This is a genomic window from Streptomyces corchorusii (genome assembly GCF_001514055.1).
GTDB lineage: Bacteria > Actinomycetota > Actinomycetes > Streptomycetales > Streptomycetaceae > Streptomyces > Streptomyces olivaceoviridis.
Genome location: NZ_KQ948365.1, coordinates 137,054 through 152,426, shown reverse-complemented (window position 1 = coordinate 152,426; position 15,373 = coordinate 137,054). Strand labels below are relative to the sequence as shown.

Genomic DNA, 15,373 nt, shown 5'->3' with positions numbered 1-15,373 from the left:
TCCGCCGGGCCGCCGCGGCGGGACCGCGGGTCATCCGGAGTGCCGGCACCCACCGGGTCGAGCCCGACCCGGATGGCCTCCGCGCCGCCCCACGACGCTCCCCGTCCTGAAGCGGGCCGCCATGACCGGACATCCGCCCCACGCGTCAGGCGCTGCCGTCGTCCCCGTGGCTGCGGACGATCTCCTTGACCTTGGCCACCGCGAACCCCCAGCCCTGCTCGACGGTCGGCTTGGCCGGGACCGCGACCTCGTCCGGGTTGGCGAGCACGTCGAGCAGCACCGGCCCCGGCGTGTCGAAGGCGCGGCGCACGGCCTTCTCCCGTTCGGCCGGTTCGGTGACGCGGATGCCGGGGATGCCCATGGCCTCGGCAGCCAGGCGAGTCCGGTGACGGTGATCTGGGTGCGCAGGACGGTGGCGCGGTCGCTGCCGGCGTCGCGGATGAGGCCGGCGACTTGTGCCAGGAGGGTTGTCGCGCTGATCGAGCGGCTCCAGGAGCTGGTGGGCGAGGACGAGTTCGTCGTCGGCACGGTCCGGGCCCGCCCAGGCGGCAGCCAGGGCGAGGCGGGTCCGGGCGATGGCCCGTTCGCCTGCGGCATTGTGCTGTTCCGCCTCAGTCCGGGCGTTCTCAAAGGCTTCGATGGACTCGGCGATGTCGCCGTTTGGCCAGTGGATGTCGCCCAGGACCCGGTGGTGACGGCCTTTCCGTCCCAGGGTCGGCAGCGGCGAGAGCGGTCACGTGGTCTCCGCGGATCCGGGCCAGGTTGGCCATGCCGCCGGGGGCGCGCGGGGCGAGTCGGCCGCCGGCGTCGGCGACCTGGCCCATGCTGTCGAGGGCGTCGGCGGTGCGGCCGAGGCCCTTGTGTGCTTTGGCCCGGTAGTACAGGGCGAGGTCGCTGAGCCGGCCGGACAGCAGGCCGGCGGCCGGCACGTTGGTGAGACGTTCGGCGGTGCGTTCACGGTGCTGATGCTGCCGGCGCGCGATGGCGTCGAGGAGTTCGGCCAGGGCATCGGCAGGCGTGTCCGACCCCGGCTGGCGTCCTGGACCGCGACATCATGGCGCTACTCACCCGCCGCCCGCCGGCCGGCCGGGTCAGCGAGGTGTGCGCTTCGCTGCTGACCCGGCCGGCCCTGCGCCGCTGACGCGACCGCTGGTTGAGCGCCTGCCCGCCCACCGCCGTTACCGCGAGGGCGGGCTGCCGCACCTGTGCACCGCGCCCGGACTCAGCACGCTGCGCCTGACGCTGGGCCAGGCCGACGTCGCGAGAAGCTGGAGCGCCAGTGGGCCCGCTACGTCGCCCACGCCGCCACGCTGCCGTACGCCGCGCTACAGCACCAGCTCACCGCGACAGCTGATGAACTTTCACCGCCTCGACGCCTGGTGGACCGATGTCCCACGTGCCCGGACCCGCGTTTCTCACCTGGCAGCCCTCCGGCCCACCGCGCAGAAATCCTGTTCGTAGGCCGTTCACCCCAGGGACGACGGTTCAGGCATAGCGGCTGAGAAGGGATTCAATGTATCCCTCCAGCCTTTGAGTCAGGACACTGGCTGTCAGATCGACGCGGCCCAGTTCACGCCAGGGAACGGCGACCTTCTCCGCGTCCGGAGCGAAGCCCAGCGCGTCCAACAGCCGCCAGTAGAGATGGGCGGTGCCGTCTTCGGCCAAGGTTCCTCCCGCGGCGACGTAGCGATCGGCGAAGCGCATGCCCGCGGGAACCCCGTGCAGCAGGGCGAGAGCCGTCGAGCAATGAGCCACGTCCAAGTCGGCCGGCCCCCAAGAGGTCTCCACCCAGTCGACAACCCCACTGATCTGAGGCTCATCGTCCGTGCCTGTGAAGAGGACGTTGCCGGGATGGAAGTCCCGGTGCAGGAAGCACCCTTGATAGGCCGGGGGCTCGCGGCGGATGACGTCGACAGCCCGCTGCCAGAGCTCAGGCCGTTCAGTGGCTGCGGGCGGAGTCACTCGCTCGGGAGAGGCCCACGCCTGGTAGATGCGAGGCCATTGTTGTGTGGTCACCGGCAGCCGATGGATACGCACCAGTTGCCGGGCCAGCAGTTCAGCGCGGTCATCAGCACCCTGATCGCCCAGACGCACGGTCCCCGGCAGGTGGGACATCAACAAGGAGGGATGATCGCAGTACTGCGCCGTCGCATCCACCGCCACGAGCGTGGCGGCGGGAACGTCCGTGTCACCGAGCAGGCGCAGGATGGTCGCCTCACGGTTCAACAGGCCCTCCGCGTGTCGAACGAAGAAGGCTTTGACGAAGGACCGCAGGACGAGTGAGCGCCGACCATCCGGACCGCAGACATCCAGGCGGCGCATTTCCGACGTCCAGCCGCCGCGCAGCCGCTCAACCTTTTCGATGCGCTCCGCCGTGGACAGCTCCTTCTCCACCCAGGAGCGCGTGGCACCCCAGCCCTGACTGTCGAGATCCACGCCGATGTCCTCGGTCCCCTCACCCATGGAGGCAGATTATCCGTCTCCCAGCGAACGCATGCCGTGAACCGAGTTCGCCAGCAGTGTCCCCCTCCTGGCGGGGGCCGCCGTCGCTTCCGGGGCGGCTGTCCGCAGGCGCGCCCTCGCTCCGTGAAAGCCGCCACGGGCAACGGGGCCTTCGCGGACTGCGCAATGTGGCAGTCAGCCGGTGCTCCCGGCCCGCTCAGGGGGGTGATCGCGTCGTCTGGTGAGGGGCAGTGTCCGGCGCGGTGCCCGGGCCATGGCGGCCTGGGCCGGCCGCGCCCTGGCCCGTATCGCACACCGCTGGTGAGCGCGGGGCCGGTCAGCGCGATGGTCAGAAGCCCTCGTACGTGCCTTTGTGATAGCGCCGTGGCAGAGGCCTGCTGAGCGGTCCTTTATGCGTCCCCGGCAGGACGGGGTGGGTAAGGGAAAGGAATCGGCCGCGCGGCAAGGGAGAGTCGCTCTGCCTGATCGGCGACTCCGGCACCGGCAAGTCCCACGTGCTGATCGCTCTGGGCACCGAGGCCGCGGTGCACGGCTTCCGTGTCCGCTACGTGCTGGCCGCCAAGCTCGTCAACGAGTCCGAAGCGCCGGTCGTCATGTTCCCGCCGTTCCACTGCCTGTCGTCCGAGCACCGGCTGCTGACCGCCGACCTGCGATGCGTCCCCTGCGGTGAGCTGCGAGCCGGTGACCGGCTACTCGCCTTCGACGAGGAGACGCCCGAGGGGTACACGCACCGGCGCCTGCGCTGGTCGGAGATCGTCCGGTCTGAGCCGGCGTCGAAGGAGTGCGTGCGCGTCGTCCTGGAGGACGACACGGACATCGTGTGCACCGAGGACCATCCCTGGCTCGCCGACCGCTTCGACCGGCCCAGCGGCGTGCCCCGGAAGTGTGTGTGCGCTGATCGGCTGCTCGAAAAGGCGCCGTACGTCATCCGGCTCACCAACACGTGGGAGCCGGTCCGCATGTACGAGTCCGGGTGGGTCGCCGGGATGTTCGACGGCGAGGGCTCGGTGTACTGGACAAGTCGGCGTCGTACTAGACAAGTCGGCGTCGAAGACAGGCATCTCGCAGCGGCCCGGCCCGGCTGCCGACCCGTTCACGCTGTGGCTGAAGGAACTCGGCTTCGACACGAGCGTCAGCCCACGCCCCAGCGGCGTGAACTCGATCGACGTCGCCGGCGGCTGGCCGGAGATGGTGCGGGCCTGTGGCACTGTGCGCCCCGAGTCAGCCAGACCCCTCCTCGGCGGTCAGGGCCGTCAGCAACGCCCGGACGGTCGGCCGGCGGTACAGGTCCCTCAGCCGTACGGCGGGCAGCCCCTCGGCGCGCATCGCGGTGCCGATGCGGATGGCGAAGAGCGAGTTGCCGCCGAGTTCGAAGAAGTCGTCGTCGGGGCCGACGGGCACGCCCAGCACCTTGCTCCACACCGCGCTCAGCCGGGCGGTGAGGCCCTCGTCGGCCGGGGGCGGAGCGTCCGGCCGGGCGGCCCGCGTCAGGACGGGCTCCGGCAGACGGGACGGGTCGAGCTTGCCGTTGGCGGTCAGCGGCAGCGCCGGCAGTGCCGTCACCGTCGCCGGCACCATGTACGCGGGGAGCACGCCGGCGGCTCGCGCCTGGATCGCGGAGGTGTCGCCGTCCCCGGTGAGCACCACGTACGCGTCGATCCGCGCGGTGGCAGCGTCGGCCGGGTCGTCGCGGCGGACCACCACGGCGGCTGCCCGGACCCTCGGGTCCTCCAGGAGCACCGAGCGGATCTCGTCCAGTTCGATCCGGAAACCGCGCACCTTGACCTGGTTGTCCAGCCGGCCGAGGTGGTCCAGGGTGCCGTCCGGCCGCAGCCGCCCGAGGTCGCCGCTGAGGTACATCCGGCCCCCGGTGAACGGGTCGGGCACGAATCTGCGGGCGGTCAGCTCCTCCTGGCCCAGATAGCCCAGGGCGACCCCGGCACCGCCGACGCGGATCTCGCCGGCGACCCCCGGCGGCAGCAGTCGTCCGTCCGGGTCGGTCACGTACAGATGCCAGCCGGGCAGTGCCGTACCGACCGAACGGGTGGCGGCCAGGGCCAGCCGGCGGGTGAGGGGTTGCGCGGTGACGTGGACCGTCGTCTCGGTGATGCCGAACATGTTGATCACCCGGCAGCGGGACTCCGGGTGCCGGTCGAACCACGGCAGCAGCATCCGCGCGTCCAGCGGTTCCCCGCCCAGGACCACGAGCCGGACGGCCAGGTCCGTGTGGTCCACGTCCAGCAACTGGGCGAAGGCGGAGGGGGTCTGGCTGAGCACGGTGACGCCCTCCGCCCTGAGCAGGTCACGGAACCCGTCCGGCTCCCGGGAGACGTCGTACGGAACGACGACGATCCGCCCGCCGGTCAGCAGGGCACCCCAGATCTCCCAGACGGAGAAGTCGAACGCGGCGGAGTGGAAGAACGTCCACACGTCCGCGGGGCCCAGCGCGAACTCCGCACGGGTGGCGTCGATCAGGGCCACGGGGTTGCGGTGCGGGACCACGACTCCCTTGGGCCGGCCCGTGGACCCCGAGGTGTAGATGACGTACGCCGGGTCGTCCGGCGTCACCGCCGACCGCGGTGCCCCGTCCTCGCCGGCCGCGATCAGCTCGTCCGGAGAGACGGCCTCGGCCCCGGAACCCGCGGGGAACTCCGTGAGGTCGGTGACGACGACACCGAGGCCCGCGTCCCGCGCGGTGTGCAGCAGCCGCTCGGCGGGGTAGGCCGGGTCGGTGGGCACATAGGCCGCACCCGCCTTGAGCACGCCGAGCAGGGTGACGACGAGGTCCGCCGTGCGCCCCAGGCACACCCCGACCCGGTCGCCGTCCCGTACGCCGCGTGCCCGGAGCCCGCCCGCCAGCCGGTCCGAGCGCTCGTCGAGGCGGCGGTAGGTCAGCCGCACGGTCCCGTCGGAGACGGCCTCCGCGTCCGGGGCCGCGGCCGCGATCCGGCGGAACGCCGCGTGCAGCGTCCGCGCGGTGGTGACCAGACCGGCGGCCGGGCGCCCCAGCGCGACGACCCTGGCCCGTTCCGCCTCGTCCAGCAGCTCCGTCCGCGCGACCGTCCGGTCCGGGCTGCGCAGCACCTGCCGGTGCACCTCGGCCAGATGCCGGACGAACTGCCGCGCCATCTCGGGGGCGACGCGACCGGGCAGGTGATCGCAGCGCAGCCACCGGCCGTCGCCGTCCTGGAAGACCGACACGGTCAGCGGGAACGGCGGCGCCAGGCACGGGACGTACGTCCCCGGGCCCGGCGCGTCGTCGAACAGCAGCCCCGCGAAGGCGGGCCGGTCCGTCGGCAGGGTCTCCACGGAACGCAGCGGTCCGTCGGGGGACGCGGTCACCGCGCCCCGGAGCGTGCCGATCACCGGCGCCTGCTCGGGGTCGTAGCGGTGCAGGGTGACGGCGAGCGCGGTCAGCCAGCTGCGCTCGTCACCGGGCGCGTCGCCGGTGAGAGCGATCCGGAAGGCCGCCGGATCCGCCGGGCCCTCCTCGCCCAGACCCCACGGGGGGCCGGAGACGGCCACGGCCACGTCCGCCGGCGGAGGCTGGGCGGGCTGCCCGGGGTCCGCCCCGGTGGACAGCCGCAGCAGTGCCGCCCGGTCGAGCAGATCCCGCCGCGCCACCAGGACCAGCTCGGCGACGCCGTCCGACCAGCGCAGCAGCACCCCGCGGACGGTGTCGGCGGGCCTGCCCAGTTCCAGCGAGCGGCGACGCTCCGCCAGAGGACCGGTGGAGGACACGGGCAGGTCCTCCACCCACAGCCGGGTGCCGTGGACGCCGGCCAGCCGCGCGCCGAGCGCGCGGGTGTCCACCGGTGCGTCGATCGGGACCAGGACGGCGTGGCACCGCGCCCCCGTCCCGGGCTCTGAGCCCCTGTTGCCTTGCACGGGAAGTCCCTTCTGCCTCAGCGGGCGGTGAAGCCACCGTCGACGGTGAGTACGGACCCGGTCACCTGCCGGGTGTCGTCGGAAGCGAGATGGACGACGGCGGCGGCGACGTCCTCCGGCTCGATCAGCGCGTTCATGGGCTGCGCCTCGGTGAACGCCTGCTCGTGTTCGCCGAACGGGACGTCCAGCGCCCGGGCGATCTCGGCGAGCATGCGGCCCTCGGCCGACGCCTCGTCCCGGACCGAACCGGGGCAGACGGCGTTGACCCGCACCTTCATCGGCGCATAGTCGAGGGCGGCGGCCTTGGTGAGGCCGATGAGGCCGTGCTTGGCCGCGACGTACCCGGCGAAGTGCCGGTAGCCGACCAGCCCGGCGGTGGAGGCGACGTTGACGATGCTGCCCGAGCGCTGGGCGCACAGGGCCCGGCCGGTCTCGCGGATCACCCGCCAGGCCCCGGAGAGGTCGACGTCGATCATCAGCGCCCACTCCTCCTCGCTGATCTCGTCGACCCGCTTGCCGGACGGTGCCGCAATACCCGCGTTGTTGACCACGACGTCGATCCGGCCGAACCGTTCGTGCGTGGCCGCCACCGCCTCCCGTACCGCGTCGGTGTCCCGGATGTCGGCGGCGTACGTCAGGACGGAGGAGCCTTCGGCGCGGCACAGGGCCGCGGTGTGTTCGAGCTGTCCGGGACTGCCCAGCGGATAGGGTACGCCGGGCAGGTCGGCGCAGATGTCGAGCAGGACCAGGTCCGCGCCCTCCGCGGCGCAGGCCAGCGCGGTGGCCCGGCCGAGCCCGCGGGCGGCTCCGGTGATGAGGGCTGTCTTGCCGGTCAGACGCATGGCGCTCCTCAGAGACTGCCGACGATGAGCCGCAGCAGGGCCGGCGCGCGATCGGTCAGGTACATGTGGCCGCCGGGGATCTCGACGTACTCGAAGTCCCGGCCGGTGACCTTGGCCCAGCCGGCGGCGTCGTCGGAGCCGACCAGGGTGTCCTCGGTGCCGCGGATGGAGGTGACGGGGGCGTCCAGCGGCCGGAGCGTGCTCGGCGTGTAGCTCTCGTGCAGTTCGACGTCGGCGCGCAGGGTCGGCAGGATCATCTCCCGCATCTCCGGGTCTTCCAGCGCCTCGTGGCTGTATCCGGCGAACTCGCCGACCCGGGCCAGGAACGCGTCGTCGGGCAGCCCGGTCGCCCGGCGGGGCCGCTGGGTGCCGGGCTCGGGGGAGCCGCTGACGAACAGCCGCAGGAGCTCCAGATCCGGCGAGGCGGCCACGCGGTGGGCGAGTTCGTAGGCGAGGACCGCGCCGAGACTGTGGCCGAAAAGAGCCAGCCGGCGGGTCTCGCCGAGCTGCTCGACCAAGGCCTGGAAGAGCCCTTCGGTCGCTTCTCCGGCTTCCCGGTAGGGGGCTGTGTCGATGAGGCGCTCACGCCCGGGAAGTTGCAGCGGAAGGATTTCCAGCGAGTCGTTCAACTGCGACCAGGGACGGAAGAAAGAGGCGCCCGCTCCGGCGAACGGCAGGCAGACGAGTGTGGGGCGTCGGTCTTCTGGGGGCACGGTGGATCGCTTTCCGAAGTGGCGGTCGGATCGGGGCAGGAGGCGTACGGAATCAACAGGTGGAATTAACGCGGAATTAACCGGAGATTCGGCTGCGGGTGGCCGTCACGCTCTCGTCTTGCTGTGGAAGCGTGAGGTCGCCAGTGTCGTGAAGACCGCGATCAGCCCGGCGGACCACAGCAGCAGATAGGGGGCGGGGTGGTCCACGGGCCACCCGTGCGGCCGGGAGAACCCGGCCGGGACGGGGGTGCCGAACTGCTCCCGCAGCGCGTTCGACAGCGCCGTGATGGGACTCCACGCGGCGACCGTGGCCAGCGGTCCCGGCAGGCTGGCGGTCGAGACGTAGCCGGAGGAGACGAAGCTCGCCGGGAACATCCAGATCAGGCCGAGGCTCGCGGCCACCTGGACGTTGGGCGCGACGACGCCGATGAAGGCGCCCACCCAGGACATGGCGAAGGCGAAGAGCACGACCAGCGCGTAACCCGCCAGGGCGTGCAGCATCCCGCTGTGCGGCCGCCAGCCCAGCGCGAGTCCGCACAGGGAGGTCACCAGCACGCCGGCGAAACACGTGGTGAGGTCGGCGACGGTCCGGCCGAGCAGCAGGGCCGCGCGGGAGATGGGCAGGGCGCGGAACCGGTCGACCGTGCCCTCCTGGAGGTCCTTGGCCAGCCCGAGGGCCGTGACGGCGGTGCTGAAGGTCACCGTCTGCGCGAGCAGCCCCGCCACCATGTACTCGCGGTACGCCGCCCCGCCCAGGCTGTTGCCGAAGACGTAGCCGATGAGCAGCGCGAACATGACCGGTTCGACCAGATTGCCCATCAGGGCGGTCGGGGTGCGGCGCAGATGGAGCAGGTTGCGCCAGGCGAGGTCGGTGCCTTCACGGCCGACGCGGATCAGCGCGTTCACCGTGTGACCGCCGGGTCCCGCCGGGAGGTCAGGGCCAGGAACACATCGTCGAGCGTGGCACGCCCCAGTCCCACCTCCAGCGCCTCCACCCCTTCGTCCGCGAGGACGGACAGGGCGCGCGCCAGGGCGGCCTGCCCGCCCGTGACGGCCGTCTCGACCCGGCGCGAGCGGCGGTCGACCACGGGCGGGCCACCGCAGGCGGCCGCGGCCCGTACGGCCGCCGGCACCTCGTGGTCCTCGGCGACCACGATGACCAGGCGGCTCCCGGCGGCGGACTTCAGCGTGTCGCTGGTCCCGGCCGCCACGACCCTGCCGTGGTCGATCACCGTGATCCGGTCCGCGAGCCGGTCGGCCTCCTCCAGGTACTGGGTCGTGAGCAGCACCGTGGTGCCGCCCGCCGCCAGTTCGCCAACCGCGTCCCAGGTGTCGAGCCTGCTCTCCGGGTCCAGCCCGGTCGTCGGCTCGTCCAGGATGATCAGCGGGGGAGAGGCCACCAGGGAGGCGGCGAGGTCCAGCCGTCGGCGCATACCGCCGGAGTACGTGTTCACCAGCCGGCCGCCGCTGTCCGCGAGCCGGAACCGGTCGAGCAGCTCCCCGGCCGTCCGCCGGGCCGCCCGCCGGTCCATGCCGCGCAGCCGGGCGACGAGGGACAGGTTCTCGACCCCCGTGAGCATGCCGTCGACGGTCGAGTACTGCCCGGCCAGCCCGGTCGCGGCACGCACCCGTGCGGGGTGCGCCACGACGTCCCAGCCGGCCACTCTCGCATGGCCGGCGTCGGGGCGCAGCAGGGTGCTGAGGATGCGGACGAGCGTCGTCTTGCCGGCTCCGTTGGGGCCGAGCAGGGCCAGGATTTCGCCTGCGGATATGTGAAGGCTGACGTCTCGTAAAGCCCAGATTTCTTTATGCTTTCTTTGTATTCCCTCGACGACAACCGTCGGCACGCCTTCTTTGGGATTCACGGGAGACCCACTCGTTTCCTGGTCCTTGCGTGCAGAAACGTGATGCGGCCGGAACGTAGCAGGTTCCTTCCGGAAGGTGCAACCTGCATGTGATGCGGAGTCACCCTGGTGCGGAGACTAGTGATTTCCCTAGTTCCCCTCTGCTTATTCTCCAGTCGCTGGGTCCGGCGTGATTCCGGGTTCCGGCACGGTCAGTGGACCTTTCCGAACATCTGGGTGGTGCTTTTCGCGTGAATGACGCTCTGGCGTCCGGTGCCGACCTCGTGTCCGTTCTCAGGGAACGCGTGGGGAACGCTCCGGACAGGGATGCGGTCACCTTCGTGAGGGACCCGCAGGCCCGGGACCACGAGTCCCTCTCCTTGGCGGAGCTGGACGCGCGGGCCCGAGGGACCGCGGTGTGGCTGGCCGGGCGCACCGAGCCCGGCGACCGGGTCCTGCTGCTGTACTCGCCGGGCGTGGAGTTCACCGTCGCGTTCTTCGGGTGCCTGTACGCCGGGCTGATCGCGGTCCCCGGCCCGCTGCCCGGACGCTATCGGCACGAGCGCCGGCGGCTCGCCCGGATCGCCCGGGACGCCCGGGCCACCGTCGTGCTGACCGACCGGCGCGGGCTGCCGGAGGTCGAGAAGTGGGCCGCCGACGAGGGCCTCACCCACCTGCTCCCGCACGCGACCGGTCAGACGGACGGTGCCCCCGGCGCCTGGCGCCCCCGGGTGCCCGCCGACCCCGACGCCCTCGCCCTGCTCCAGTACACCTCCGGCTCCACCGGCAGCCCCAAGGGCGTCATGGTCCGGCACCGCGACCTGCTGACCAACGTCGACGCCGTGGTGCGCTCGCTCGGACTGCGGCCGGGCCACCGCCTCGGCGGCTGGATACCCCTCTACCACGACATGGGCCTGATCGGCCTGATGCTGCCCGGTGTCCTGCGCTGCGCCGGCTATGTCCAGATGGACCCCATGACCTTCCTGCGCCGCCCGCACCAGTGGCTCAGCATGATGGATACCTACGACGTCAACGGCACCGCCGCACCCGACTTCGGCTACGACCTGTGCCTGCGCCGGGTCACCGACGAACAGCTCGCCGGCCTCGACCTGAGCCGGGTGCAGGCCGCCGTCGACGGCTCCGAACCGGTCCGCGCCGACACCGTCACCGGCTTCGCGGCGCGCTTCGCCGCCGCCGGGTTCCCGTCCGACGCGCTCGTCCCCATGTACGGGCTCGCCGAGTCGACGCTGCTCGCCGCCGGCATGGGCGGTCGCCCGCCGTTCGTGGTCGGCGTGGACACGGCCGCGCTGGAGGGCAACGTCCTGCGTCGTGCCGCACCCGGCGTGCCCGCCCGGCACCTGGTGGGCTGCGGCACGAGCATCGGCCCGCAGGTCCGCGTCGTGGACCCGGACACCGGCGAGGTGCTGCCCGACGGCTCCGTCGGGGAGATCTGGCTGCGCGGACCGAGCGTGACCGCCGGCTACTGGGGCAACCCCGAGGCCACGAGTGCCGTGTTCGGCGCGGTCACCTCTGACGGACAGGGCCCCTTCCTGCGTACCGGCGACCTCGGCGGAGTGCTGGACGGAGACCTGTTCGTCACCGGCCGCCGCAAGGACGTCCTGGTCCTGCACGGCCGCAACATCCACCCGCAGGACATCGAGGCCGAACTCCGCGCCCAGCACGAGGAGCTGGGCGGTCTGCACGGTGCCGCCTTCACGGTCGGATGGGACGACGGCACCGGCCCCCGGGAGTCGGTCGTCGTCCTGCACGAGATCAGGGGGCACTGGGGCACCGAGCGGATGACCGGGCTGGCCGCGGCCATGAAGCTGACCGTGGCCCGGGAGTTCGGCGTGCCGGTCGCCGCGGTCGTGCTGCTCCGGCCCGGCGGCATCCGCCGTACCACCAGCGGCAAGGTGGAGCGTTCGGCGATGCGCGCGCTCTATCTGGAGCGCGCCCTCGACCCCCTGCTGCTCAGCGAGGACCCCCACCTGACCGCGGCCCTGGCCGAACGCGCGCCGGAGGAGGCGCGGTGACCGGGGCGGCCGCACTCGAACAGATCCTCGCCGGGCACGCGTCGGGCGCCTGGGCCGTGGAGACGCTGGAAGCGCTCGACGCCCGCGAGGAGTTCCCCGCCGACGCCGTCGCGGTGCTGGACGCCGCCGGGCTGGCCGCCGGCTACGTCCTCACCCCGGACAGCGACTTCCCCGCGCTGGTGGGACTGATCCGGACCGTCGCCCGGCGCGATCTGACGGTGGCCATCGCGCACGGCAAGACCTTCCTCGGGTCCGTACCCGTGTGGATCGCCGGCTCTCCAGGGCAGACCCGCAGGCTCGCGGAGCGGGTCCGCGCGGGGGACCCCGTGTGCTGGGGGCTGACCGAGCGCGACCACGGCAGCGACCTCCTGGCGGGTGAACTCGCCGCCACCGAGGAGGCGAACGGCGACTGGCGGCTCGACGGCGAGAAGTGGCTGATCAACAACGCCGGCCGGGCCCGGCTCGGCTGTGTGCTCGCCCGCACCGACCCCGCCGGCGGCAGCCGCGGCTTCAGTCTCTTCCTCGTCGACCGCGAACACCTGCCGCCCGACGCCTGGCAGGTGCTCCCCAAGGTCCGCACGCACGGCATTCGGGGCGCCGACATCAGCGGGTTCGTCCTGCGCGGCGCCCGGGTCCCCGCCGACGCGCTGATCGGCCGGCCCGGCGACGGCATCGCCATCGTCTTGAAGTCCCTCCAGCTCACCCGCACCGCCTGCGTCGGGCTCTCGCTGGGCACGGCCGACCACGCCCTGCGGATCGCCCGGGACTTCACCGCCCGCCGTGAACTCTACGGACGCCGGCTCGGCTCCCTGCCGCACGTCCGCCGGACACTCGGCCGGGCCGCCGCCGCCGTGCTCACCGCGGAGGCCGTGAGCATCCTGGCAACCCGCTCGGTGCACGCCCTGCCCGGTGAGCTCTCCGTCACCTCCGCCATCGCCAAGGCGTACGTGCCCACCACCGTGCAGGGCACGCTCGGCCGGCTCGCCGAGGTCCTCGGCGTCCGCGGCTTCCTCACCTCCCCGCCCGGCGGCGGCTTCGCCAAGCTGGAGCGCGACCACCGCATCTGTGCCATATTCGACGGCAGCACGGTCGTCAACCGTACGGCGCTGCTCACCCAGATACCCCGGCTCGGCCGGCTGCTGCGGCGGGGCACCTGGGACACCGGGGGAGTACGCGCCGCGGCCGGCCTCGCCGTCCCGCCGGCCCCGTTCGACCCGGCCCGGCTCACCCTCGTCTCGGCCACCGGGTGCAGCGTCGTACAGAGCCTGCCCGCGGCCGTCGAGGAGATCCGCGCGCAGGGACACCCACGACTGACCGCGCTCGCCGAGGCCGTGCTGGAACGCGCCCGTGAACTGGCGGCAGACCTCGCGGATTTTGTACCGGTCGGCGGCGGACTCCCCAGCACCGCGTTCACCCTCGCGGAACGGTACGAGCGTCTGTACGCGGCCTCCGCCTGCCTCCACCTCTTCCCGCACCGGTCCGGCCCCGGCGCCGGAGCCCCGGACCAGGACACCCACCGGCTGCGCGCCTGCCTCGCCCACCTCCTCGACCTGCCGGACGACCCGGCCTACGACGAACTGGCGCAGACACTCCTCGACTGGACCGGACCCGGCTTCAGCCTCCTGGACGGTGCCCTGTGACCCCTCTCGTCCCCGAGCGCACCGCGGCTCTCGACCGCCTCCTGGGCGACCCCGCGGACCCGGCCAACCCCGTAGGTATCCGCGCGGTCCTCGACGCCGACGAACGCGGCGAGATGCCGGCGGCCGGCGAACACGCCCTCGACGCCTACGGTCTCAACGCGGAGTTCGTGCCGCCCGAGTACGGCGGCCGGTTCACCCGGGCCGACCACGTCGTGGAGGTGATGCGCACCGTCTACCGCCGCGACCCCGTCCTCGGACTCGGCTACGGCGCCAGCTCGTTCATCGCCGGGGTCAATGTCTGGACCGCCGGTGACACCGGCCAGGCCGCGCGGGTCGCGGATCTGCTGCTCGGCGGCCACAAGGTCGCGGTGGCGTTCCACGAGCTCGCCCACGGCAACGACATGGCCGGCACCGAGTTCACCGCGGCGGCCGACGGCGACCACCTGCGTCTGAGCGGGCGCAAGGAAGTCGTCACCAACATCAGCCGGGCACAGGCCCTGGTCGTCCTGGCCCGGACCGACCCCCGGCCGGGGCCCCGCAGCCACTCCCTCGTGCTGGTCGACCGCACGGCCCTGCCCGGCGGCGGTATCCGCGACCTGCCCCGGTTCGGCACCGCCGGCATGCGCGGTCTCCAGCTCGGCGGGCTGGAGTTCGACGCGGTACGCGTGCCCCGCTCGGCCGTCCTCGGACCGGTCGGCAGCGGACTGGAGACTGCCCTGAAGGCCCTCCAGATCACCCGCACCACCCTGCCCGCCATGGCCTCCGGGGTGCTGGACACCGCCCTGCGGACCGCCGTCGACCACCTGTCGTCCCGCACCCTGTACGGCGGAGCCGCCATCGGCATCCCGCACGTCCGCTCCGTGCTGGCCGGCGTCCTCGCCGACTTGCTGCGGGCCGAGGCGGTCGGCGCGGTCGGCACCCGCGCCCTGCACCTGGTGCCGCGGTCCGCGAGCGTCTACTCGGCCGTGGTCAAGTACACGGTGTCCAAGCTGCTGCTGGACGCCGTGGACCGGATCGCCGAACTGCTCGGCGCCCACTTCTACCTGCGCGAAGGACCGAGCGCGATCTTCCAGAAGCTGCTGCGCGACCTGGCGCCGGTCGGCTTCGGCCACATCGCCCGGGCCGCCTGCCAGATGAGCCTGCTGCCCCAGCTCCCGCTGCTCGCCAGACGCTCGTGGGCCGACGGTGCCCCGGCCCCGGACGCACTGTTCGCCCTGGACGCGGAGCTGCCGGCGCTGCGCTACGACCGGCTGGCCCTGCACGCCGGGGGCCACGACCCCCTCGCGGCCTCGCTGGCAGCGGCGCTGGACGGGCCGTGGGACGGCTCCGGGCGGCCCCTGCGGGCGGCCTTCGAGGCGGACCTGGCCGAACTCGGCGGACTCGCCCGGGCCTGCGCCGCGCTGCCCGTGACGGAATGGGGTGTCGACGCCTCTCCCGCCACCTACGACCTGGCCGACCGGTACAGCACGATGCTCACCCGCATCTGCTGCCTCCAGGTCCAGCGCCACACCACCGACCCCTTCCTGGCCGACCCCGCCTGGGTGCTGGCGGCCGTCCACCGCACCCGCCGGCCCTCCCCGCTCCCCGGTCCGGTCGAGGACGCGCTCTTCGGCGAACTCCTCGCCCGCCACCGCGACCACCGCTCCTTCGGCCTCGCCGCCCGCCCGCTGCTCCACCGAGAAGAGAACACACGATGAGTTCTGGCACCCAAGACGTCCGCGCCTGGCTGACCGGGCGGGTGGCGGCCTACCTGCGCCGCACGCCCGAGGAGATCGACACCGCCCTGCCCCTGTCCGAGTACGGGCTGGACTCGCTCACCGCGCTGGCCCTCTCCGCCGACATCGAGGACGAGTTCGGCCTCGTACTGCCGCCCGAGACGACCTGGGACCACCCCACCATCGACCAGCTCGGCGTGGCGATCACCGCCCTCATCGAGGAGAAGGCCTGACC

At 72.8% G+C, this 15,373-nt stretch carries 9 protein-coding genes and 3 pseudogenes; 5 read left to right on the top strand and 7 right to left on the bottom strand.

Features of this window, described 5'->3' with window-relative positions:
• Positions 1–145: 145 nt before the first annotated feature.
• Positions 146–370: pseudogene (locus tag AQJ11_RS33335) on the bottom strand (thiamine pyrophosphate-dependent enzyme); the annotation flags it as partial.
• 1,115 nt (positions 371–1,485) lie between these two features.
• Positions 1,486–2,463 (bottom strand): phosphotransferase family protein, encoded by a 978-nt coding sequence (locus AQJ11_RS33325; RefSeq protein ID WP_059265669.1) that lies wholly within the window; start codon positions 2,461–2,463, stop codon positions 1,486–1,488.
• Positions 2,464–2,906: 443 nt separating this feature from the next.
• Between AQJ11_RS33325 and AQJ11_RS51550 the strand changes: the two are divergent.
• Positions 2,907–3,038, top strand: a pseudogene (locus AQJ11_RS51550) (ATP-binding protein); the annotation flags it as partial.
• Positions 3,039–3,684: 646 nt separating this feature from the next.
• Here AQJ11_RS51550 and AQJ11_RS33315 read toward each other — a convergent pair.
• The 5 genes and pseudogenes from AQJ11_RS33315 to AQJ11_RS33295 all read right to left on the bottom strand — a co-directional run.
• Positions 3,685–6,276: a non-ribosomal peptide synthetase gene (locus tag AQJ11_RS33315; protein ID WP_059265667.1), complete on the bottom strand. Its 2,592-nt coding sequence runs from the start codon at positions 6,274–6,276 to the stop codon at positions 3,685–3,687.
• Between the two features lie 92 nt (positions 6,277–6,368).
• Positions 6,369–7,193: an SDR family oxidoreductase gene (locus tag AQJ11_RS33310; protein WP_014670005.1), complete on the bottom strand. Its 825-nt coding sequence runs from the start codon at positions 7,191–7,193 to the stop codon at positions 6,369–6,371.
• Positions 7,194–7,201: 8 nt separating this feature from the next.
• A complete protein-coding gene (locus AQJ11_RS33305) occupies positions 7,202–7,906 on the bottom strand; it encodes a thioesterase II family protein (protein WP_059265666.1) in 705 nt (234 codons plus the stop codon).
• A 105-nt stretch (positions 7,907–8,011) separates the two neighbouring features.
• Positions 8,012–8,812, bottom strand: coding sequence for an ABC transporter permease (locus tag AQJ11_RS33300; RefSeq protein WP_059265665.1), 801 nt, complete (start codon positions 8,810–8,812; stop codon positions 8,012–8,014).
• Positions 8,809–9,687 (bottom strand): annotated as a pseudogene (locus tag AQJ11_RS33295) (ATP-binding cassette domain-containing protein); the annotation flags it as partial. The gene AQJ11_RS33300 and the pseudogene AQJ11_RS33295, both read right to left, overlap by 4 nt.
• 404 nt (positions 9,688–10,091) lie before the next feature.
• On the opposite strand from AQJ11_RS33295, the gene AQJ11_RS33290 reads away from it, so the two are divergent.
• Genes AQJ11_RS33290 through AQJ11_RS33275 form a run of 4 tightly spaced genes read left to right on the top strand, consistent with a single transcriptional unit; the run spans position 10,092 to position 15,371 of the window.
• Positions 10,092–11,783, top strand: coding sequence for a fatty acyl-AMP ligase (locus AQJ11_RS33290; RefSeq protein WP_059265725.1), 1,692 nt, complete (start codon positions 10,092–10,094; stop codon positions 11,781–11,783).
• Positions 11,780–13,423, top strand: a complete 1,644-nt coding sequence (locus tag AQJ11_RS33285; RefSeq protein WP_059265664.1) for an acyl-CoA dehydrogenase family protein — start codon at positions 11,780–11,782, stop codon at positions 13,421–13,423. The genes AQJ11_RS33290 and AQJ11_RS33285 overlap by 4 nt, the downstream gene beginning before the upstream one ends.
• Entirely contained in the window at positions 13,420–15,120 is a 1,701-nt protein-coding gene (locus tag AQJ11_RS33280; protein WP_059265663.1) for an acyl-CoA dehydrogenase family protein, read from the top strand. The genes AQJ11_RS33285 and AQJ11_RS33280 overlap by 4 nt, the downstream gene beginning before the upstream one ends.
• The gene (locus AQJ11_RS33275; protein ID WP_059265662.1) at positions 15,117–15,371 is read left to right on the top strand and encodes an acyl carrier protein; all 255 of its coding nucleotides are present in this window, start codon (positions 15,117–15,119) and stop codon (positions 15,369–15,371) included. Before AQJ11_RS33280 ends, AQJ11_RS33275 begins: the two co-directional genes overlap by 4 nt.
• Positions 15,372–15,373: the final 2 nt, after the last annotated feature.

Excerpts from the sequence above, each read along its gene's own strand:
- AQJ11_RS33275 (WP_059265662.1), top strand. The coding sequence starts at position 15,117 with ATGAGTTCTGGCACCCAAGACGTCCGCGCCTGGCTGACCGGGCGGGTG.
- AQJ11_RS33310 (WP_014670005.1), bottom strand. The coding sequence starts at position 7,193 with ATGCGTCTGACCGGCAAGACAGCCCTCATCACCGGAGCCGCCCGCGGG.
- AQJ11_RS33325 (WP_059265669.1), bottom strand. The coding sequence starts at position 2,463 with ATGGGTGAGGGGACCGAGGACATCGGCGTGGATCTCGACAGTCAGGGC.